General features: G+C 69.1%; 15 protein-coding genes. 10 read left to right on the top strand and 5 right to left on the bottom strand.

Annotated features, from left to right (window positions below; genetic code table 11):
* A complete protein-coding gene (locus SALPAC3_RS0113320) occupies positions 1-849 on the bottom strand; it encodes a CPBP family intramembrane glutamic endopeptidase (protein ID WP_026185531.1) in 849 nt (282 codons plus the stop codon).
* A gap of 466 nt (positions 850-1,315) precedes the next feature.
* Between SALPAC3_RS0113320 and SALPAC3_RS0113315 the strand changes: the two genes are divergently transcribed.
* The 4 genes from SALPAC3_RS0113315 (at position 1,316) to SALPAC3_RS0113295 (ending at position 5,921) form a co-directional block, all read left to right on the top strand.
* On the top strand, positions 1,316-2,239 hold the full coding sequence (locus SALPAC3_RS0113315; RefSeq protein WP_018221722.1) for a cation diffusion facilitator family transporter: 924 nt from the start codon (positions 1,316-1,318) through the stop codon (positions 2,237-2,239).
* Positions 2,240-2,419: 180 nt separating this feature from the next.
* Complete coding sequence (locus SALPAC3_RS0113305) at positions 2,420-4,429, top strand: bifunctional copper resistance protein CopD/cytochrome c oxidase assembly protein (RefSeq protein WP_026185530.1); 2,010 nt, start codon at positions 2,420-2,422, stop codon at positions 4,427-4,429.
* A gap of 197 nt (positions 4,430-4,626) precedes the next feature.
* The gene (locus SALPAC3_RS0113300; protein WP_018221720.1) at positions 4,627-5,286 is read left to right on the top strand and encodes a DsbA family protein; all 660 of its coding nucleotides are present in this window, start codon (positions 4,627-4,629) and stop codon (positions 5,284-5,286) included.
* Positions 5,283-5,921 (top strand): vitamin K epoxide reductase family protein, encoded by a 639-nt coding sequence (locus SALPAC3_RS0113295; protein ID WP_018221719.1) that lies wholly within the window; start codon positions 5,283-5,285, stop codon positions 5,919-5,921. The genes SALPAC3_RS0113300 and SALPAC3_RS0113295 overlap by 4 nt, the downstream gene beginning before the upstream one ends.
* 278 nt (positions 5,922-6,199) lie before the next feature.
* Here SALPAC3_RS0113295 and SALPAC3_RS0113290 read toward each other — a convergent pair whose 3' ends face one another.
* Both SALPAC3_RS0113290 and SALPAC3_RS0113285 read right to left on the bottom strand, forming a co-directional pair.
* Complete coding sequence (locus SALPAC3_RS0113290; RefSeq protein WP_018221718.1) at positions 6,200-7,606, bottom strand: MFS transporter; 1,407 nt, start codon at positions 7,604-7,606, stop codon at positions 6,200-6,202.
* Entirely contained in the window at positions 7,603-9,021 is a 1,419-nt protein-coding gene (locus SALPAC3_RS0113285) for an MFS transporter (protein ID WP_018221717.1), read from the bottom strand. The genes SALPAC3_RS0113290 and SALPAC3_RS0113285 overlap by 4 nt, the downstream gene beginning before the upstream one ends.
* A 306-nt stretch (positions 9,022-9,327) precedes the next feature.
* On the opposite strand from SALPAC3_RS0113285, the gene SALPAC3_RS0113280 reads away from it, so the two are divergent.
* The 5 genes from SALPAC3_RS0113280 to SALPAC3_RS0113260 all read left to right on the top strand — a co-directional run bounded on the left by SALPAC3_RS0113280 (position 9,328) and on the right by SALPAC3_RS0113260 (position 16,525).
* A complete protein-coding gene (locus SALPAC3_RS0113280) occupies positions 9,328-13,026 on the top strand; it encodes a nitrate reductase subunit alpha (RefSeq protein WP_033660559.1) in 3,699 nt (1,232 codons plus the stop codon).
* A complete protein-coding gene (gene narH / locus SALPAC3_RS0113275; protein WP_018221715.1) occupies positions 13,026-14,645 on the top strand; it encodes a nitrate reductase subunit beta in 1,620 nt (539 codons plus the stop codon). The genes SALPAC3_RS0113280 and narH overlap by 1 nt, the downstream gene beginning before the upstream one ends.
* Positions 14,642-15,313 (top strand): nitrate reductase molybdenum cofactor assembly chaperone, encoded by a 672-nt coding sequence (gene narJ / locus SALPAC3_RS0113270; RefSeq protein ID WP_018221714.1) that lies wholly within the window; start codon positions 14,642-14,644, stop codon positions 15,311-15,313. Before narH ends, narJ begins: the two co-directional genes overlap by 4 nt.
* Positions 15,310-16,053: a respiratory nitrate reductase subunit gamma gene (gene narI / locus SALPAC3_RS0113265; protein ID WP_018221713.1), complete on the top strand. Its 744-nt coding sequence runs from the start codon at positions 15,310-15,312 to the stop codon at positions 16,051-16,053. The genes narJ and narI overlap by 4 nt, the downstream gene beginning before the upstream one ends.
* A 142-nt stretch (positions 16,054-16,195) precedes the next feature.
* On the top strand, positions 16,196-16,525 hold the full coding sequence (locus SALPAC3_RS0113260) for a carboxymuconolactone decarboxylase family protein (RefSeq protein WP_018221712.1): 330 nt from the start codon (positions 16,196-16,198) through the stop codon (positions 16,523-16,525).
* 43 nt (positions 16,526-16,568) lie between these two features.
* On the opposite strand, the gene SALPAC3_RS0113255 is transcribed toward SALPAC3_RS0113260, so the two are convergent.
* Positions 16,569-17,444: an AraC family transcriptional regulator gene (locus SALPAC3_RS0113255; protein WP_018811925.1), complete on the bottom strand. Its 876-nt coding sequence runs from the start codon at positions 17,442-17,444 to the stop codon at positions 16,569-16,571.
* Between the two features lie 141 nt (positions 17,445-17,585).
* Between SALPAC3_RS0113255 and SALPAC3_RS0113250 the strand changes: the two genes are divergently transcribed.
* Entirely contained in the window at positions 17,586-18,239 is a 654-nt protein-coding gene (locus tag SALPAC3_RS0113250; protein ID WP_018221710.1) for a class I SAM-dependent methyltransferase, read from the top strand.
* 79 nt (positions 18,240-18,318) lie between these two features.
* Here SALPAC3_RS0113250 and SALPAC3_RS0113245 read toward each other — a convergent pair whose 3' ends face one another.
* Positions 18,319-18,954, bottom strand: coding sequence for a nucleotidyltransferase family protein (locus SALPAC3_RS0113245; RefSeq protein ID WP_018811926.1), 636 nt, complete (start codon positions 18,952-18,954; stop codon positions 18,319-18,321).
* Position 18,955 lies beyond the last annotated feature (1 nt).

Here is an 18,955-nt window from a genome sequence, read left to right as displayed (position 1 = left end):
TCAGGCCGTGCCCCGCATGAGGGCGAGCAGCATCCCAAACACGATCACTGTTTGGATCGAGTGCGGAATGACCGAGAGCCACATGCTCCGATAGCGCCTTACTGGTAGTGACATGATTAGTCCGCTGGTCAGCATGATGCCGCCAGCAGTCCAGGGCTGATGTAGGTGGTACAGGCCGAACAGGACGCCGTTGGCGAACCAGTCCGCTGACCCGAACACGCCTTGCATCCTGGGTAGGAGGATGCCGCGGAAGATGAACTCCTCACCGAGGAAGACGTTGAAAATGCTGAGCGTCAGAAAGAGCGCCAGGAACCACCAGGCTCCTTCCATCCGCGGGGCGACTTCGGTCGAGAACAGCGTTTCGGCGTCCTGGAAGGGCAATGGGGCCAGTCCGGGTAGCAGATGCTGCTGCAGGTTCTGAATCGCCGGTGCCAGGTACATCATATTGAGTACGAACGCGATTCCCAGTGGCGCCAGCAGCCAGAGGAGGCGTTTGCGGGGCCGACCGTTCACCGGGTCTCTGGGAACCTGTAACCACAGCCGGCGGGCCATTGCGGAGGGACCTACTGATTTCTCCTCGCGCCGGAGTATCAACATCGCCAGCACGAACTGCCAGACCAGGCCGGCCGCGAGCGTGCCGGTCGCCAGCACCACGGTGTCGTAGGGGCCGTCTGCTACTGCGGGGGTAATCACCCAGTAGCCCAAGCCCATGGGTAGGGCGGCGGCCGCCCAGATTCCCAGGATTTTCGCCAGCGAGTACTGTGCCGGCAGGTCGGTCGATGTTGCTGTGGGCGTGCCGGGTCGCTGTCTCGGCGGACCCGGCCGACTCTGTGTGGCGCCACCGCCCATACCGCTCAGCTCCTCGTAGATGTGTTGCCTCCTGGCCTAATTGTTGTGCCGGCGAAAGGCGTTCGTCCATGGCGGCCAGCCGGCCAGAATCGGGTAGGGAATCCCGGTCTTCCGGCTTGGGGCTCTCCCTACCTTTCGTGCGGGATTCACGCGCCGGACGGGCGAGGCTCGCTGCTGCCCTCCCCGTAGTTCGTTTCAGCGTTATATCGCTCTTTATCGGCGTTGGGACGTGTGTTGGGTATGTAAACGGAATATCTGGAGTGGTTGCCCATACCAATATCAATCCATTGAGGAAAACGGCCGGCTGTTCTGGCGCTCGTCATCCCTGGGTGCGCCTGGCGGGTGGGTGTTCGTCTGCTCGACGGAGCCCGCCGGGCTGTCGCTGGTGGTGTTCGCCACACTTGCACGTATAGTGATGTAAGCATATGTTCGTCGTGGCGCTGACAACTGAGCAGGGGAGAGGCGGATGGGCGCGGGGCACGATCACGGTCAACAAGCGGCGCGGGCCGGTGCGAAGCACCGGGGTCGGCTCTGGGCGGCCTTCGGGCTACTCCTCACCTTTATGGTCGTGGAGGCGGTCGCGGCGGTGATGACCGGCTCCTTGGCGCTGCTCTCCGACGCCGGCCACATGTTCACCGATGTCCTCGGTATCGGCATGGCCCTGGCCGCGATCACCGCCGCCAGCAGGGCGTCCCGGTCTGGCCAGCGAACGTTCGGGCTCTATCGGATGGAGGTGCTGGCGGCGCTGGCCAACGCCGTCCTGCTGTTCGCGGTGGCCTGCTACGTGGTGGTCGAGGCGGTACGTCGGTTCAGTCAGCCGCCGGAGGTGCTGGCGGGGCCGATGCTGGCGGTGGCGGCAGCGGGCCTGGCGGCCAATGTCGTCGCCTTCTTCCTCCTGCGCGCGGGCTCGCGGGAGAGTCTGAACGTGCGGGGCGCCTACCTGGAGGTTCTGGGAGACCTGTTCACCTCCGTCGGCGTGATCGTTGCCGCGGTCGTGATCGCCGTGACCGACTGGTGGTACGCCGATCCGCTGATCGCGGTGGCGGTGGGGGTGTTCATCCTGCCCCGCGCGTACCAGTTGGGCCGCGCCGCGCTGCGGGTGCTGGTGCAGGCCGCGCCGGCACATCTGGACATCTCCGCCGTGCGGGCGGCGCTACTCGCCGTGGACGGGGTAGCCGACGTGCACGACCTGCACGTATGGACGCTAACCTCAGGGATGGACGTTGCTTCGGCGCACCTGGCTCTCAACCGTGATGCCGATCTTGCCGCAGTGCTGGCCCGGTCCCGGCGGCTGCTGCGGGATCGTTTCGCGATCGAGCACGCCACCCTGCAGGCCGAACCGGCGGAGCCGGCCGACGCGGACGCTGTCTGCCACGGGAGTAGGTGGTGATCTGCGTCGCTCCCGGGAACCAGCGGGCGCGACCGGCCGACCACCTGATATACCGCCATCTATCTGGGAGCTCTTCGTGAACCGCCCATCCAGCCTGACTACCTTCCGGGCCGCCGTCTGGCGGGTGGTCGCCGGTCTCCGGCCGGTCCCCCGCCGTCCGCGTCGGTTGGCGACCCGGTGATAGGTCTCGCCGCTCTGGGGCGTCGGCCGTTTCTGCTGTCGGCGGGGACGGTGCTGGTGGCGGCCGCCGTCGGTGCGGTGCTGCTGTGGTGGGGCGGCGGTGCCGTCGCGGAGGTCCCGCCCGGGCTTCCGGACCCTGGACCAACCACCTGGCTGCTGCCGGCCTCCCGGCTGGGTATGCAGGTCAGCGCGGTCGCCACGGTCGGTCTACTGCTGGCAGCGGTGGTGCTCTCGCCCCGGGACGAGGGTGGGCGGCTATCCCCGATCGGCTACCGCCGCATGCGCGCTGCCGCCGGCGCGGCCGCGGTCTGGACCGCGACGTCCGCGGTCGCGGTCAGCTACACCATGGTCGACCTGTTCGGCCTCCCCGCCGCCGAGGTGCTGTCCCTGCCGGGGGTGCTCCACTTCGCCACCGCTGTCCCGCTCGGGCAGTCCCTGGCGCTCAGCGGCGCCCTGGCCCTGATCGTGGCGGTGGTCGCCGCGACCAGCCTGCGACCCGGTGGCGCGCTGACCGCCCTGCTGCTGGCGCTGGGCGCCCTGGTGCCGCCGGTCTTCACCGGCCACGCCGCGGCCAGCGGCAACCACCAGCTGGCCGTCTCCGGTCTTCTCCTACACGTGTTACCGGTCACCATCTGGGCCGGTGGCCTGCTCGCCCTGGCCGTTACCAGTCGCGGCACGACCGCCGACCTGGCACGAGCCGTACGCAGATTCTCCCCGCTCGCCGTTGGCTGCCTGACCGCCGTGGGTCTGTCCGGGCTGCTGTCGGCCGCTGTTCGGCTCCCGAGCGCCGCCGACCTGCTGGGCACCCGCTACGGGCAGGTGCTTCTGATCAAAGCTGCTGCGCTCGTCGCGATCGCCGCCGCGGGACTGGCCCACCGTCGCCGGGCCCTACCTGCCCTGGCGGCAGGTCGGCGCGGGCCGTTCCTGCGGGTTGCGGTCGTCGAGACGCTGCTCTTCGCCGCTGCGATCGGCACCTCGGTCGCGCTGTCCCGCACTCCGGCACCCATCGGTGCGGAGACGGAGGACCTCGCCACCGCGCTACTCGGCTTCCCGATGCCGCCGCCGATGACCATCGGCAACCTCGCCACCGCGTGGCTACCCGAGCCGCTGATCATGGCGGCCGCGCTGGCCGCCGCCGGGTTCTACACAGCCGGGGTGTGGCGGCTCCGCCGCCGCGGCGATGCCTGGCCCATCTCCCGTACCGCCCTGTGGCTGGTGGGCTGTGCCCTCATCATCGTGGCCACCTCGAGCGGTCTGGCCCGCTACGGGCCGCTGCTGTTCTCGATCCACATGATTCAGCACCTGCTGCTGATGATGATCGCCCCGATTCTGCTCGCGCTCGGCGGCCCCATCACCCTGGCGCTGCGTGCCCTGGCCCCGTCGACCGACCCGCGCTGGCCGGGCCCCCGCGAGTGGCTGCAGATGGCGCTGCACTCACGGCTCTCGCGCTTCCTCACCAATCCGGTGGTCGCGTTGGTGATCTACGTCGCCAGCCTCTACCTGATGTACTTCACCGGCCTGTACGAGCTGGCACTGCGTTCCCACGCCGCGCACCTGGCCATGGTCGGACACTTCCTCGGCGCCGGCTATCTGTTCTTCTGGGTCGTCATCGGTGTTGATCCCGCACCACGCCGTATCCCACATCCGCTGAAGCTGATCCTGGTCCTGATCAGCATGGTGCTGCACGCCTTCCTCGGCGTCACGCTCATGCAGTCCACCACCCTGATCGCGGAGACCTGGTGGATAGCGTTGGACCGCCCCTGGGGCGCCACCCCCCTGGAGGACCAACGCACCGCTGGCGGCATCGCCTGGTCCTTCGGTGAGTTGCCCACCGTCGTCGTGTTGGGCGCGTTGATGCGCCAGTGGATGAAGGCCGACGAGCGGGAGGCCCGCCGCCGGGACCGGGCCGCCGACCGCGCCGAAGCCGAAGGGCGCGAGGACGCCGAGCTCGCCGCGTACAACCGGATGCTGGCGGATCTGGCCGACCGCGATCGGCAGGTTCGCCGGTGAGTGGGCGGTTGGGCCGCCCCGCCGCGGGCGTCGGCGTGCCGGATGCCGGCCTCGCCGCTCGGTGCGGCCCTGCCCGTTCTGCGCCGAACAGGTGAATCACAATGATCCGTGGCGGTGCGCCCGGTACCTTTGCGTCCGGCGCTTCGCCTGCTCAGGGCGGTCGCCGCGGATCGGATAGACCGACAGGAGACGGAGATATGACGAGGAACATCCGGCTGACCCTCGCCGCGGTCGTGGCGTTGATTCTGGTGGCGGTCGGCGTGCTGGCGTTCAACCGTCGGGACGCGATTCCCAGCGTGGAGACGACCGGCGACACGGTCGAACGCGCGGTGCTGGTCCGCGAGGACAGCCACCGACTGACCTCCGCTCCCGACGGCAGGGTAACCCTGGTGGAGTTCCTCGACTTCGAGTGCGGGGCATGTGGGTCGGTGTACCCGAAGGTCAAGGAGATCGTCGCCGCCTACGAGGGGAAGATCACCTTCGTGGTGCGGTACTTCCCCATCTCCAGCCACCCCAATGCCGAGCTCGCCGCCCGCGCCGCGGAGTCCGCGGCCAACCAGGACCGCTTCGCCGACATGTACCAGCTGCTCTTCGAGAACCAGGACGACTGGAGCCGCCAGGAGGAGCCGCAGACCGAGGTCTTCCTCGACTACGCTCGTACCCTCGGTCTGGACATCGACCGCTTCCAGCGTGACCTGGACGACCCCGCCACCGCCGCCCGGGTGGCGAAGGACCGCACCGACGGTGAAGCCGTCGGTGTGCGGGGCACCCCCACCTTCTTCCTCAACGGGGAGTCCCTCTCCGACCTGCGCAAGGACGATCTGATCACCATGATCGACACTGCCCTGGCCGGATGACGACCGCCACCGCCGATCGACCCGTCGCCGTCCCCGCCACTGGGCGCCGCTTCCTGACTGTCGTCACCGCCTGGATCCTCACCGTCGGCGGTGGCGTCGGCCTGCTCGCCGCCGCCACCCTCACCGTCGAGAAGATCAACCTGCTGGCTGATCCCGGGTACGTCCCCACCTGCAGCATCAACCCGATCCTGTCCTGCGGCTCGGTGATGAACACTCCGCAGGCCGCGGTCTTCGGATTCCCCAATCCGCTGCTCGGCATCGCGGGGTTCGCCGTGGTCACCACGCTCGGCGTCGTCCTGCTCGCCACCGGAGGCCTCCCCCGGTGGATGTGGCTCGGCCTGCAGGGGGGCGTCAGCTTCGGCGTCGTCTTTGTGCACTGGCTCATCTACCAGAGCCTCTACGTGATCGGCGCGCTCTGCCCGTACTGCATGGTGGTCTGGGCGGTCACCATTCCGATCTTCCTCTACACCACGCTGCAGACCCTGCGCGACAACGCGACCGTACTGCCGCGGGCGCTGCGGCGCGCGACGGAACAGGTCGCCCTCTACCACAGCCTGGTCCTCGTCATCTGGTTCGCGTTCATCGTCGCCGCGATCCTGCACCGCTTCTGGGACTACTGGATCACCCTGGTCTGAGACCGTCGCGGCTCCGAGCCGGCCCTGGCGGTTTCGGAGACGTCCTTTGCCGCCGCTCAGGAGAACACCTGGAAGATCCGCTGGCGCCGGACGTCCCGAGGTGCGAGCTGAGCCCTGCCAGCATCACACCGCGACGGTGGGGCACGGGCCGGCCGACCGGAACGGGTCACCGGGCGCCAACCGGTGGGGAACAAAGAAACCGGGCTGACCTCGTTGCCGGTTCCAACGAGGTCAGCCCGGCTGTGACCGCGCCCCAGGTGGAGCGGGAATCGGGACGGTCAGCTGGGCTTGGGCGCTCCCGGGCGCGCGTAGCGCTGCCAGGTGATGACGACGCAGAGGGCAGCGAATGCCAGCCCGACGAGGTAGAACGCGGTTGGGGACATGATCGTCAGGCCGATTCCGAAGAAGAACGGGCCGAAGGCGGCGATCGCCGCGGTCCAACCGATGACGCCACCGGCCTGCCGGCGCTCGAAAATCATCGGCATCTGCTTGAAGGTGGAGGCGTTACCGATCCCGCTGAACAGGAAGATCGCGAGCATTCCCCAGAGGAACCGGTCGAAGCCGGCATCCAGTGCCGCGGCCGAGCTGGTGTCGGGTCGCAGTGCGGTGATGGTGAAGGCGATGGATGCGACGAGGCCGATTCCGGAGATCAGGGTCCACCGGGCACCGCCGAACTTGTCAGTCAGCGGCGAGAAGGCGACGCGGGCCGCGGCGCCGACCAGCGGGCCGAGGAAGACGAACTTGACCGGGTCGGGTACGGCGTAGCCGTCCACGAGCAGCTGCGCGGCGGCCCCGCTGCCCTGCACGATGTCCGGGTTGCCGGCACCGTAGAGGTTCTTCATCAGCAGCCCGAACTGGGCGGACAGCCCGGCGAAGGTGCCGAAGGTCATGATGTAGAGCAGCGTCATCCACCACGTGTCGACGTTGCGGAAGATGTCGAACTGCTGCCGAATGTTCGCCTTGACCGGGACCGACCGCAGCATGGTCCAGGCGAGCACGGCACCGACGATGATGAACGGGATGTAGATGTACGCCGCGTTCTGGTACCAGACGTCCCGGGCGGGTTCGCCCGGCGAGGTGGCCATCGGCCGGGAGCTGCCGAGGAAGCCGATCAGCGAGAAGCCGATGACCCACGGGGTCAGCAGCTGAACCAGCGAGACGCCGAAGTTGCCGATCCCGGCCTGGACGCCCAGCGCGGTGCCCTGGAGTCGGCGGGGGAAGAAGTAGGAGGTGCTCGGCATGAAGCCGGAGAACGCTCCGCCACCGATACCGGAGAGGAACGACAGCGACAGCAGCACCCAGAACGGGGTGGTCGGGTCCTGAACGAAGATTCCCCAACCCAGGACGGGCAGGAGTAGGAGCACGGTGGTCAGGGTGACCATCTTGCGGGTGCCCATGATCGGCGGCAGCACCATCCAGATCAGGCGCATGAGACCGCCGGCCAGGCCGGGCATGGCGGTGAGCCAGTAGAGCTGGGCGGTGCTGAGGTCGAAGCCGAGATTCGTCAGCTTCGGGGCGATCGCCGAGGCGAGGAACCACGAGGTGAAGCAGAGGGTCAGCGTGAAGGTGCTGATCCAGAGAGTCCGCCACGCCAAGCCCTTGTCCCAGGAGTCCGCATCCTCCGGGTTCCAGGACTCCAGCCACTCGCGGTTCCCGGATCTCCGGGTGGAACTCGTGGTGTTCATTCGTGGGCCTCCTTGGGCGCACGGGTCGCCGCCGAAGCGGGCGCGGCCGATCGGTTCGTGAAGTCGGGCTTTTCGAAGTGGTCGGCGAGCTGGGGTGACTCGCCGTGCAGCATGCGCACGACGGTGAGATGCATCCATATCGCGCAGATGAGGGTGAGCACGAACAGGACCAGGAAGGTGCTCGACGGGAGACCGGTCCAGGTCTTGGTGTAGGCGAAGAGCGGGGGAAGGAAGAATCCGCCGAGGCCGCCGAGCATGCCGACCAGCCCGCCGACGGCTCCCACCTGGCTGGGGAAGTACTCGGGGATGTGCTTGTACACCGCGGCCTTGCCGACGCCCATGGCGCAGCCGAGCAGTACGACCAGCACGGTGAAGGGCACGATGCCGAGCTGGTAGGCGAGGTGGGTGGTCTGGGTGCCGTCGGGGTGGTTGACGACGATGTGGCCCGGAGGCATCATCAGAATGCCCGTACTGAGCAGCATCAGACCAAATGTCCAGTACATCACCCGGCGGGCACCCAGTCGGTCGGAGAGCGATCCGCCGACCGGTCGGAGCAGCGAGGCGGGGAAGATGTACAGGGCGGTCAGGTAGGCCGCGGTCTGCAGGGACACGTCGTAGTTGTTCATGTAGTAGGTCGGCAGCCACGCGGCGAGCGCCACGTAGGCACCGAACACCGCCACGTAGTACAGGCTGAACCGCCACACCCGCAGCCGCTTGAGCGGTTCGAGCTGGGCCCGCAGCGGGGTGCCGCTGCTCGGCACCCGGTCGCGGCGGGGGGTGATGAACCAGGTAGCCGCCGCGAGGACGAGCAGCAACACCGCGTAGACGACGGGGACCAGCCGCCAGCCGCCCTCGATGACGCCGAGGTAGGTGGCACCGGCGGTCCCAGCGATCAGCGGCGGGCCGATGAACTTGGTGACGGAGGCGCCGACGTTGCCGGCGCCGAAGAGGCCGAGCGCGAAACCCTGCTTCTCCCGCGGCTGCCAGGCGGAGTTCCAGGCGATACCCGCGGTGAAGGAGTTACCGGCGAAACCGACCAGGAACGCCAGCACCAACAGCATCGCGTACGAGTTGGCGAGGGATACCAGGAATGAGGCGACCGCGGTCACGAGGAGCATCGCGGTCATTACCCGGCGTCCGCCGATCCGGTCCGCCACAATCCCGGCGGGGAGCCGCCAGAGCGAGCCGTTCAGCACGGCGGCGGCGATGATCCAGGACAGCTGCACCTCGGAGAGCCCGAACTCCTCACTGATCGGCTTGCCGAGGATGCCGAACATGAGCCACACCGCGAACATGACGGTGAAGCCGATGGTAGACAGGGTTAGGACCCGGGTGCGCCCACGATCGTTACGGCTGTTCTGCCCGGCCGCCGCTTCTTCCGGCGTCGGGTCGTCTGGAGCGGGTTTGACGTACACGGCAATTCCTCGATCAGCGGTAGACGGAGGTCGGCGCTAGCGTCACTGGCGCGACTGTCTACCCAAGGCTGCTGTCGTTTATCAGCGGCGGGTAGGGACCTTCTCCCCCGTCTGGCTGGCAGCAGGTCCCGTCGGTCGTACCCCACCCGGTGGAATAGGGGGGTGACCGGGACCTTGGTCCCGACGGGTCGGGACCGCGGCCTCCCGATCTGGCGGTTGATTTCGCGAACCCTGGTATGCGTGGCGCGCTGCCGTGTGCCGCCGACAACCCCTCGCGTTGTCGCTCGCCGCCGGAGGAGTGCCCACGTGTCAGCGCACCGCCCGCCAGAAGTTCATGATCCTGCGACGGACCAGGTCCCCGGCGCGGCGCCGTTGCTGGCTGCTCGGCGCTTCCTCCGCCGGGAGGCGGTCGGTGACCACGGCCGGACGCTGCACCAGGTGGACGACGGCGACTGGGAGCGGTTCTACCGCGACCGATGGCGCTACGACCGGGTGGTGCGCTCCACCCACGGCGTCAACTGCACCGGCTCCTGCTCGTGGAACGTCTTCGTCAAGGATGGCCTGATCACCTGGGAACACCAGGCCACCGACTACCCGACAACCGGCCCGGACTCGCCGGACTACGAGCCGCGGGGCTGTCCCCGCGGCGCCTCCTTCTCCTGGTACGAGTACTCGCCCTCCCGGGTGCGCCACCCCTACGTACGCGGGGTGCTGGCCGAGATGTTCCGCGACGGGCTCGCGCGCCTGGGTGATCCGGTGTCTGCCTGGGCCGACATCGTGGAGAACCCACTCAAGGCGCGCGCCTACAAGACCCAGCGGGGACGTGGCGGCTTCGTCCGCGCCAGCTGGGATGAGGTGACCACGATGGTTGCCGCCGCGCACGTCTACACCACGAAGACGTACGGCCCGGACCGGGTGGTGGGCTTCTCACCGATTCCGGCGATGTCGATGGCCTCCTTCGCCGCCGGCACCCGTTACCACGCCCTGCTCGGCGGCACCCTGCTGAGCTTCTACGACTGGTACGCCGACCTGCCGATCGCCTCGCCGCAGATCTGGGGCGACCAGACCGACGTACCTGAGGCCGGCGACTGGTGGAACTCCACCTACCTGATGATGTGGGGCTCGAACATTCCGGTCACTCGTACGCCGGACGCCCACTTCCTGGCCGAGGCCCGCTACCGGGGCACGAAGGTCGTCGCGGTCAGCCCGGACTACGCCGACAACGTCAAGTTCGCTGACGACTGGCTGGCCCCGCACCCGGGTACCGACGGCGCGCTGGCGATGGCGATGGGCCACGTCGTACTCACCGAGTTCTTCCGGGACCGCACGGTCGACTACTTCGCCGACTACATTCGCCGCTACACCGACCTGCCGTTCCTGGTCACGCTGCGACCCACCGCGGACGGCCGGTGGACCACGGATCGGTTCCTCACCGCGGCGGACCTGGGCCAGGCCGACGGAGCGCACAAGACCGTCCTGGTTGACGAGCGCACCGGCGAGTTGGTCGTGCCGAACGGGTCGCTGGGCTTCCGGTACGGCGAGGCCGGCCAGGGGCGCTGGAACCTGGACCTGGGCGAGGTGCTTCCCGCGCTCGGGCTGCTCGACCGGAGCGACGAGGCGATCGAGGTCGAGTTGGCTCGCTTCGACGTCGGGGAGACCGAGGGCGGGGCCACCATCCGCCGTGGTGTACCGGCCATCCGGGTCGGCGAGCAGCTGGTCACCTCGGTCTACGACCTGGTGCTGGCGCAGTACGGGGTGCGCCGCGGCGAGCTGCCGGGGCAGTGGCCGACGGGTTACGACGACCCGGATTCGCCGAACACCCCGGCCTGGCAGGAGCGGATCACCGGGGTGCCGGCCGCGGTGGCGGCCCGGATCGGCCGGGAGTTCGCCCGCAACGCCGAGCGCAGCAAGGGGCGGTCGCTGATCGTCCTGGGCGCCGGCGCGAACCAGTGGTTCCACTCCGACATGACCTACCGGGCACTCATCTCCCTGGTCACCCTGACCGGCTGCCAGGGCGTCAACGGTGGTGGCTGGGCGCACTACGTGGGGCAGGAGAAAGCCCGGCCGATCACCGGCCAGCAGCACATGTCCTTCGGGCTCGACTGGCAACGGCCGATGCGGCACCAGGCAAGCACCCCGTTCTGGTACCTGCACACCGACCAGTGGCGGTACGAGCGGGTCCCGGTCGATGAGCTCTCCTCCCCGTTGGGCACCGGCCGGTTCGCGGGGATGGCCTTCGCCGACACCGTCGCCGCCGCGCAGCGGATGGGCTGGAGCCCCGGCCACCCGTCGTTCAACCGCAACCCCCTCGACCTCACCGACGAGGCGGCGGTGGCCGGGGTGACGGTGCAGGAGCACATCGTCGCCGAGCTGAAGGCCGGTCGGCTCCGGTCGGTGGCGGAGGACCCGGACGACCCGGCGAACTTCCCGCGCTGCCTCACCCTGTGGCGGGCGAACCTGCTCGGCTCCTCCGGCAAGGGCAACGAGTACTTTCTGCGCCACCTGCTGGGAATCGACTCGGCCGCCAGCGCCTCGGAGTGCGACCCGGAGCACCGACCCCGGGACCTGGTGTGGCGAGATGAGGCACCGACCGGGAAGCTTGACCTCCTCACGGCGATCGACTTCCGGATGACCAACACCGGCCTGCACGCCGACGTGGTGCTGCCCACCGCGACCTGGTACGAGAAGCACGACATCTCCACCACGGACATGCACCCGTTCGTGCACGCGTTCAGCCCGGCGGTGGAGCCACCCGCCGACGCCCACTCCGACTACGACACCTTCCTGGCGCTCGCCGACCGGTTCAGTGAGCTGGCCGTCGACCACCTGGGGGTGCGGCGGGACGTGCTGGCCGCGCCGCTGCAACACGACACCCCGGACGAGCTGGCCATGCCCAGCGGGCGGGTGCGGGACTGGAAGGCCGGCGAGTGCGAGCCGGTCCCCGGCTCCACCATGCCGAAGCTCATCGAGATCGAGCGGGACTACGCCCAGATCGGCGCGAAGATGCGTGCCGTCGGCCCGCTCCTCGACCGGCTCGGCACCAGCACGAAGGCGCTCACCGTGGACGTGACCGCGGAGGTGGAGTACCTGCGGGAGCGAAACGGGGTCGTCACTGACGGGCCGTTCGCTGGTCGGCCGTCGCTGGCCACCGCCGACCGGATGTGCGAGGCGATCCTGGCGCTGTCGGGCACCACGAACGGTCGGGTCGCCGCGGCCGGTTTCGCGGCGTTGGAGCAGCGGACGGGGCAACCGTTCGTCGATCTGATCGCCGGGCACGAGACCGACCAGATCACGTACGCGGACACCCAGCGGGCACCCCAGCCGGTCTTCACCAGCCCGGAGTGGTCCGGCTCGGAGAAGGGCGGCCGGCGCTACTCGCCCTTCACCCTCAACGTGGAGCGGCTCAAGCCGTGGCACACCATCACCGGTCGGCAGCACTTCTTCGTGGAGCACGACTGGGTGGCGGAGTTGGGCGAGCAGTTGCCGGGCTTCCGGCCCCCGCTGAACATGGCTCGGCACTTCGGTGCCCCGGGTGAGTTGGTCGACGGCGGCGTCACCGTACGCTTCCTGACCCCGCACGCGAAGTGGTCTATCCACTCGATGTACCACGACAACGAATTGATGCTGGCGTTGTCCCGAGGCGGGCCGGTGATCTGGATGAGTGTGCCGGACGCCGCCAAGGTCGGCGTTCGGGACAACGACTGGGTCGAGGCGCACAACCGTAACGGAGTCATCGTGGCCCGGGCGGTGGTCAGTCACCGGATGCCGGAGGGAACGGTGTTCCAGTACCACTCGCCGGAGCGGACGATCAACGTGCCCAAGGCGGAGAAGAGCGGTCGCCGGGGTGGTTACCACAACTCGTTGACCCGGCTGCTGGTCAAGCCCACCCACCTGGCCGGCGGACACGCCCAACTCACCTACGCCTTCAACTACTACGGCCCGATCGGCAGCCAACGCGACGAGATCACGGTGATCCGCCGCCGCGACCAGGAGGTGGAGTACTGATGAGGATCCGAGCGCAGGTCGCCATGGTGATGAACCTGGACAAGTGCATCGGGTGTCACACCTGCTCCGTAACCTGCAAGCAGACCTGGACCAACCGGGACGGCACCGAGTACGTCTGGTTCAACAACGTCGAGACCAAGCCGGGCATCGGTTACCCCAAGCACTACGAGGATCAGGACCGCTGGCACGGGGGCTGGCAGCTGGACGAGAAGGGCCGGCTGAAGCTGCGCTCCGGCGGCCGGGTCAAGCGGCTCAGCCGGCTGTTCGTCAACCCGGACCTGCCCTCGATCGACGACTACTACGAGCCGGCGGCCTTCGACAAGGACATCCTGGCCAACGCCCCCGCCGGGCTCAAGGACACCCCGGTGCAGCGGCCCCACTCCGCGCTGACCGGCGAGCCGATGGCCCTCACCTGGGGGGCCAACTGGGAGGACAGCCTCGGCGGAGCCCACGAGCACGCCACCGGTGACCCGAACCTCGCCCGGATGTCGCCGGAGGCCGCGGAGCGGGTGAAGTTCGAGTTCGAGAAGACATTCCTGTTCCACCTGCCGCGCATCTGCGAGCACTGCCTCAACCCGGCGTGTGTGTCGGCCTGCCCCTCCGGCGCGATGTACAAGCGGGAGGAGGACGGCATCGTCCTGGTCGACCAGGACCGCTGCCGGGGCTGGCGGATGTGCGTCTCCGCCTGCCCGTACAAGAAGGTGTACGTCAACCACAGCACCGGTAAGGCGGAGAAGTGCACCCTGTGCTTCCCGCGGATCGAGGCGGGGCAGCCGACGATCTGCTCCGAAACCTGCGTGGGTCGGCTGCGCTACCTGGGCATCGTGTTCTACGACGAGGACGCGGTGCTCGCTGCCGCTTCGGTGACCGACGAGCACGACCTGCTCGAGGCGCAGCGTGCGGTCTTCCTCGATCCGGCCGACCCGGCCGTACAGGAGGCCGCCCGGGCCGCCGGCATGCCGCAGGAGTGGCTGGACGCCGCCGAACGGTCCCCGGTGTGGCGGCTGATCAGCGAATACAAGGTGGCGCTGCCGCTGCACCCGGAGTATCGGACGCTACCCATGGTCTGGTACGTCCCGCCGCTGTCGCCGGTGCTGGACGCGGTGGGGGAGGCCGGCCGGGACGACACCGACGCCGACGATATCTTCCACACCATCCGGGAGCTGCGGATTCCGGTGGAGTACCTGGCCGAGCTCTTCACCGCTGGTGACGTGGAGGCGACCGCCGGAGTCCTGATGAAGCTGGCGGCCATGCGTTCCTACATGCGCGCTCGCACGCTGGACGGTACCGTCGCCGACGATCTGCTCGACGGAATCGGGATGACCGCGGACCAGGTCGAGGCCATGTACCGGTTGTTGGCCATCGCCAAGTACGACGAGCGCTACGTGATCCCGGCCGCGTACAGCAAGGACGCCGCCGCGCTGGAAGCGCAGGCCACCGCGAACCAGGACTGCGCGCTGGACTGCGAGGGCGGCCCGGGAATGACCACGCAGGCCTCCGCGGAGAGCTTCCACCTGGTCGAGGGCGAGCAGGTTCGTCCCGGCCGGCCCGGACTCTTCTCCCGGCGTGCCGACGGCCGGCGTGGCTTCACGATCAACCCGCTGCGAGGCGGCGCATGACCGCCGCGACCGACCGGGCCCGCATCTTCGAGCTGGTCTCGCTGCTGCTCACCTACCCGGATGACGAGCTACTCGGTGCCGGAGCCGAGTTGCGCGGCGCCGCCGCGCGGATCGAGGCGCCGGTGGCGCGGGAGCGGATCGACGAATTCCTGGACTGGCTGCTGAACAACCCCCTGATCGACGTACAGCAGCACTTCGTACAGACCTTCGACCTGCGCCGCCGCTCCGGTCTGTACCTCACCTACTACCTGCACGGAGACACCCGTAAGCGGGGCATGGCGCTGCTGGTGCTCAAGCAGCGATACCGGGCGCACGGACTGCGGCTCGCGGATGGGGAGCTGCCGGACCTGCTGCCGGTGGTGCTCGAGTACGCCGCCTTGGTCGGCCCGGGCGAGGGGGAGGCGCCCCTGCGGCAGCATCGGCAGGGCATCGAACTGCTCCGCGCCGCCCTGACCGACTGCGGCACCCCCTACCGCCTGCTGCTGGACGTTGTCTGCGCCGTGTTGCCGGCGCTGACCGACGCCGACCGGGCCGCCATCGCGGCGCTCGCCGTGGACGGGCCGCCGGTGGAGACGGTCGGCCTGGATTCTCTCGGCGACGGTCCGGACCTGCACGCCGCCGCGCTTGCCCCTTATCCCGCCTGCTCCCCGTCGGAGGCATCGCGATGACCAACCTCGTCTGGACCGTCCTGCCGTACCTGTGCCTCGTGGTCTTCGTCGCCGGCCATGTCTGGCGGTGGCGCCACGACCAGTTCGGCTGGACCACGCACACCAGCCAGGTGTTGGAGAATCGCCTCCTGCGGCTCGGCTCGCCCCTGTTCCACCTCGGCGCTCTCGGGGTCGTCGGTGGGCACGTCATGGGCCTGCTGGTGCCCGCGTCGGTGACCGAGAAGATCGGGATCAGTGAGCACGCCTACCACCTCACCGCGGTCTGGGGCGGTACGGTGACCGGCCTGATGCTGATGACCGGCCTGGTCCTGCTGATCATCCGGCGGATGGTCAACGGCCGGGTTCGTCGGGTGACCACGCGGATGGACAAGGTGCTCTACGCCGCGCTCGCCGCCATGGTGGCGCTCGGCATGATCGCCACGGTTGGGATCAACCTGCTCGGTGGGGGCTACGACTACCGGGAGACGATCGCCGTCTGGTTCCGTGGGATCTTCTGGTTCCAGCCGGACCCCACCCTGATGAGCGGGGCTCCCCTGGTCTACCAACTGCACGCGATCGGCGGTTTCCTCTTCCTGGCGCTGTGGCCGTTCACCCGACTGGTGCACGTCTGGTCGGCGCCGCTGGCGTACCTGTGGCGTCCGTACGTGGTCTACCGCGGGCGCCGTGGCCCGGCGCCGACGGCGACCGCCGCGCCGGAGCAGGTACGGGACGCCGTCCGGGAGCCGTCGGCTCGGCGGTGACCGTCGTGTGGTGGCGGGTCGGTCGGCGGCGCTCCCGACGCGGCGGCCGTCGAGACGTGAGTTCTGCCTGGATACGTCCTCGGACCACGGTGCCCACGGGCCGGGGCTAATGTGTCAATATCGGGCGGTGGCGGAGGGTGATATGCAGCAGCAGTATCTTCCGGATGTCTACGTGAAGTTCCTGGAACGCTTTCCGGATGTCGCAGCGGCGCAGGGCGTGCTGGCGCGGACGGTGCGGGAGCGCAACTCGTTCGACGACCGGACCGACCGGCTGATCAAGTTGGCGGTGGCGGTTGGGGCCGAGGCGGAGGGAGCGGTGCGCTCCAATGTCCGCAAGGCGCTTCAGCACGGTGCGACCGTGGACGAGGTGCAAGCCGTCGCGCTCGCGGCCATCACCACCTGTGGTTTTCCTACCGCCATCGCGGCTTTGGGCTGGATCGACTCGGTCGTCTCGGCGCCGTCGGACGAGTGATGCCGACCGGCACCCCGCGGGGTGCCGGATGCACGGGTTGACTTCACACCGCGGGCGGTCTCGCCTCCCGCCACTGGGTGGGGGTGACTCCGTGCCGGGCGCGGAAGCGTTTGCTGAAGTAGCTGGTGTCGGGGTAACCGACCCGGCGGCTGATCGTGCTGACGGCCAGGTCGGTCTCGGTGAGCAGCAGGCGTGCCTGCTGCATCCGGCGCTGCGTGATCCACTGGGTCACGGTGCGGCCGGTTTTGCGACGCACGGCGGTGGTGAGGTATCCGGTGGTCAGCGCGAGGTCGGCCGCGATGTCGGCGAGGGAGATGGGCTGGTGGTAGCGCGCCTCGATGGCCTCGAAGACGGCCGCCAGCAGCGGTTCGTCGGCGTAGCGCAGGTGGTCGGCGAGGTCGGTCGACAAGCGGGCCACGGTCACGAGCAGCAGGGTCAGGTGGGCGAGGGCGGCCGCCTGGTGACCGTCGCGGCGGGCCCGAATCTCGGCGTCGAGTGCGGCGAAGCGCTCCATCAGGCTGGCCCGGTCGACCGGTGGGACCGGTAGCCGCTGGGCCCGGTTGCTGCCCTGCGCGAACGGAAAGAGCAACGGGTGGGTTCGCCAGGATGAGTAGGCGCCGGGCATTCCCGGCCGGACCACGTCGGCCGGGAACCAGACGGTCCAGCCGTCGCTGGTGATCTCCGCAAACGGGTCGACGGAGGAGACCACCTGCCCTGGTGCGATGACGAAGAGGTCGCCGTCGGCCACCGTCCAGGTGCGGTCGTCGATGCGAACCGTCCCCCGCGCCACGTGGGCGTAGCAGAGCACCAGGAAGTCGTGGGTGTGGGTGGCGAGGTCGAGGAAGGGTTCGCCGTGGGGATGGTGGGCTACCGCGACCGGGGCTATGCCGGGCACGTGGCCGAAGTCGAAGACCGGCACGCCCTGCCCGGTGACACCGACCTGGCGGGAGGGGGGAGTCAAGTTCCGTCGCATCCTGTCCACAGTTCCGCCATTGTCCGCAGCTTCGCTGTCCATGAGGCTGAGGGTACGACCGAGTTTCCGCTATTACCGGAGCGTGCCATGACCGGACAGCACAACTCCCATTCTGAGAATCGGGCCTATCTGCCCGCCATGGGCAAGCAATGGTTGCTGCCCCTCTACGATCCGTTCGCCCGCTTTATTGGCATCGGACGGGTTCATGAGAAGCTTTTGGAGCGTGCGAATCTTCGGCCGGGGCAACGAGTCCTGGAGATTGGCTGTGGCACCGGCGATCTGCTGCGGACGCTCAAGCGCCACCACCCGGAGGTGGACGCGATGGGCATCGATCCGGACCCCAGTGCGCTGCGCCGTGCTCGCCGCAAGGCCGCCCGGGGCAAGGTGCAGATCCAGTACGAGCGCGCGTTCGCCGATGACCTGCCGCTGGCGGACCACAGCGTTGACCGGGTGCTCTCCTCGTTCATGTTGCATCACATCGACGAAGCGGACTGGGTGCGGGTGCTGCGCGAGGTCCGGCGGGTGCTGCGTCCCGGTGGTGAGCTGCATGTAGCCGACATCGACGGCAGCCTGCCCGGACACGAGGGCGGTCATGCCCACCGCTCTGGTCGGGCCGGGGACAGCCTCCCCGATCGGGCCCTGTCCGCGTTGGTTGACGCCGGGCTGACCGGCGTCCGGGAGAACGGCTACGGCCGAGCCCGACTGGGCCGGTACGTCTTCTACCGGGCCGACGTCGGTTGAGGGGGAGCGCTTTCGCCCGGGGCGGCGGCTGGCCGTCAAGGACGGTGGTCTGACCCAGCCGAGGCCGTGCGCCGCCGCGTCAACGCCGGATCTTCGGGGGCACGTCCAGGTCCTGGGCGTCGGCCACGTCGGCGCACGGAACGACCGTGACGATGTCCCGATGCTGACGGAGGTAGTACCGGGCGCCCCGGTCCCGGGTGGCGCTCGCGGCGGCGCCGGCCCAGTGCTCACGCCCGAGCAGTACCGGGTGGCCCCACCGGTCGCCGTGGTAGCCCCCGACCGCCAGAGCATCGGGTCGGGCGGCGGCAGCCACCCGGCGTACCGCCTCGACTCCGACCCCCGGCATGTCAACCAAGGTCACGACAGTAGCCAGGGCGGTGGTTTCCTCCAGCGCTGCCAACCCCGCCCGCAGCGATGAACCCATGCCGGTCGGCCACGCCGGGTTTCGGACGACGCCCGAGTGGACCAATTCGGTCACGGCCTCCGCCCGCGCCCCCACCACGACCAGTACGGGGGCGCAGCCGGCGGCCACCAGCACGTCCCGGCTCCGCAGCACCAGGGGCTGGCCCTGGAAAGCCACGAGCGCCTTCGGCCCGCCGTACCGCCGTCCCGCTCCCGCGGCGAGCAGCAGTCCCGCGACGGGGTCGGTGCGCCCCGCGTCCACCGGCTCTTCGCCCACCGGTTTGCAGGCCGGACCGGGCCGTCGTTTCCGCATG

Origin of the sequence: Salinispora pacifica DSM 45544 (genome assembly GCF_000378845.1) — a bacterium.
GTDB classification, from domain to species: Bacteria; Actinomycetota; Actinomycetes; order Mycobacteriales; family Micromonosporaceae; genus Micromonospora; species Micromonospora pacifica.
The sequence above is the reverse complement of the archived record's forward strand: the minus strand, read 5'-3'. Positions and strand labels throughout refer to the sequence as shown.

Excerpts from the sequence above, each read along its gene's own strand:
- SALPAC3_RS0113320 (WP_026185531.1), bottom strand. The coding sequence starts at position 849 with ATGGGCGGTGGCGCCACACAGAGTCGGCCGGGTCCGCCGAGACAGCGA.
- SALPAC3_RS0113315 (WP_018221722.1), top strand. The coding sequence starts at position 1,316 with ATGGGCGCGGGGCACGATCACGGTCAACAAGCGGCGCGGGCCGGTGCG.
- SALPAC3_RS0113300 (WP_018221720.1), top strand. The coding sequence starts at position 4,627 with ATGACGAGGAACATCCGGCTGACCCTCGCCGCGGTCGTGGCGTTGATT.
- SALPAC3_RS0113295 (WP_018221719.1), top strand. The coding sequence starts at position 5,283 with ATGACGACCGCCACCGCCGATCGACCCGTCGCCGTCCCCGCCACTGGG.
- SALPAC3_RS0113290 (WP_018221718.1), bottom strand. The coding sequence starts at position 7,606 with ATGAACACCACGAGTTCCACCCGGAGATCCGGGAACCGCGAGTGGCTG.
- narH (WP_018221715.1), top strand. The coding sequence starts at position 13,026 with ATGAGGATCCGAGCGCAGGTCGCCATGGTGATGAACCTGGACAAGTGC.
- narJ (WP_018221714.1), top strand. The coding sequence starts at position 14,642 with ATGACCGCCGCGACCGACCGGGCCCGCATCTTCGAGCTGGTCTCGCTG.
- narI (WP_018221713.1), top strand. The coding sequence starts at position 15,310 with ATGACCAACCTCGTCTGGACCGTCCTGCCGTACCTGTGCCTCGTGGTC.
- SALPAC3_RS0113260 (WP_018221712.1), top strand. The coding sequence starts at position 16,196 with ATGCAGCAGCAGTATCTTCCGGATGTCTACGTGAAGTTCCTGGAACGC.
- SALPAC3_RS0113250 (WP_018221710.1), top strand. The coding sequence starts at position 17,586 with ATGACCGGACAGCACAACTCCCATTCTGAGAATCGGGCCTATCTGCCC.
- SALPAC3_RS0113245 (WP_018811926.1), bottom strand. The coding sequence starts at position 18,954 with ATGCGGAAACGACGGCCCGGTCCGGCCTGCAAACCGGTGGGCGAAGAG.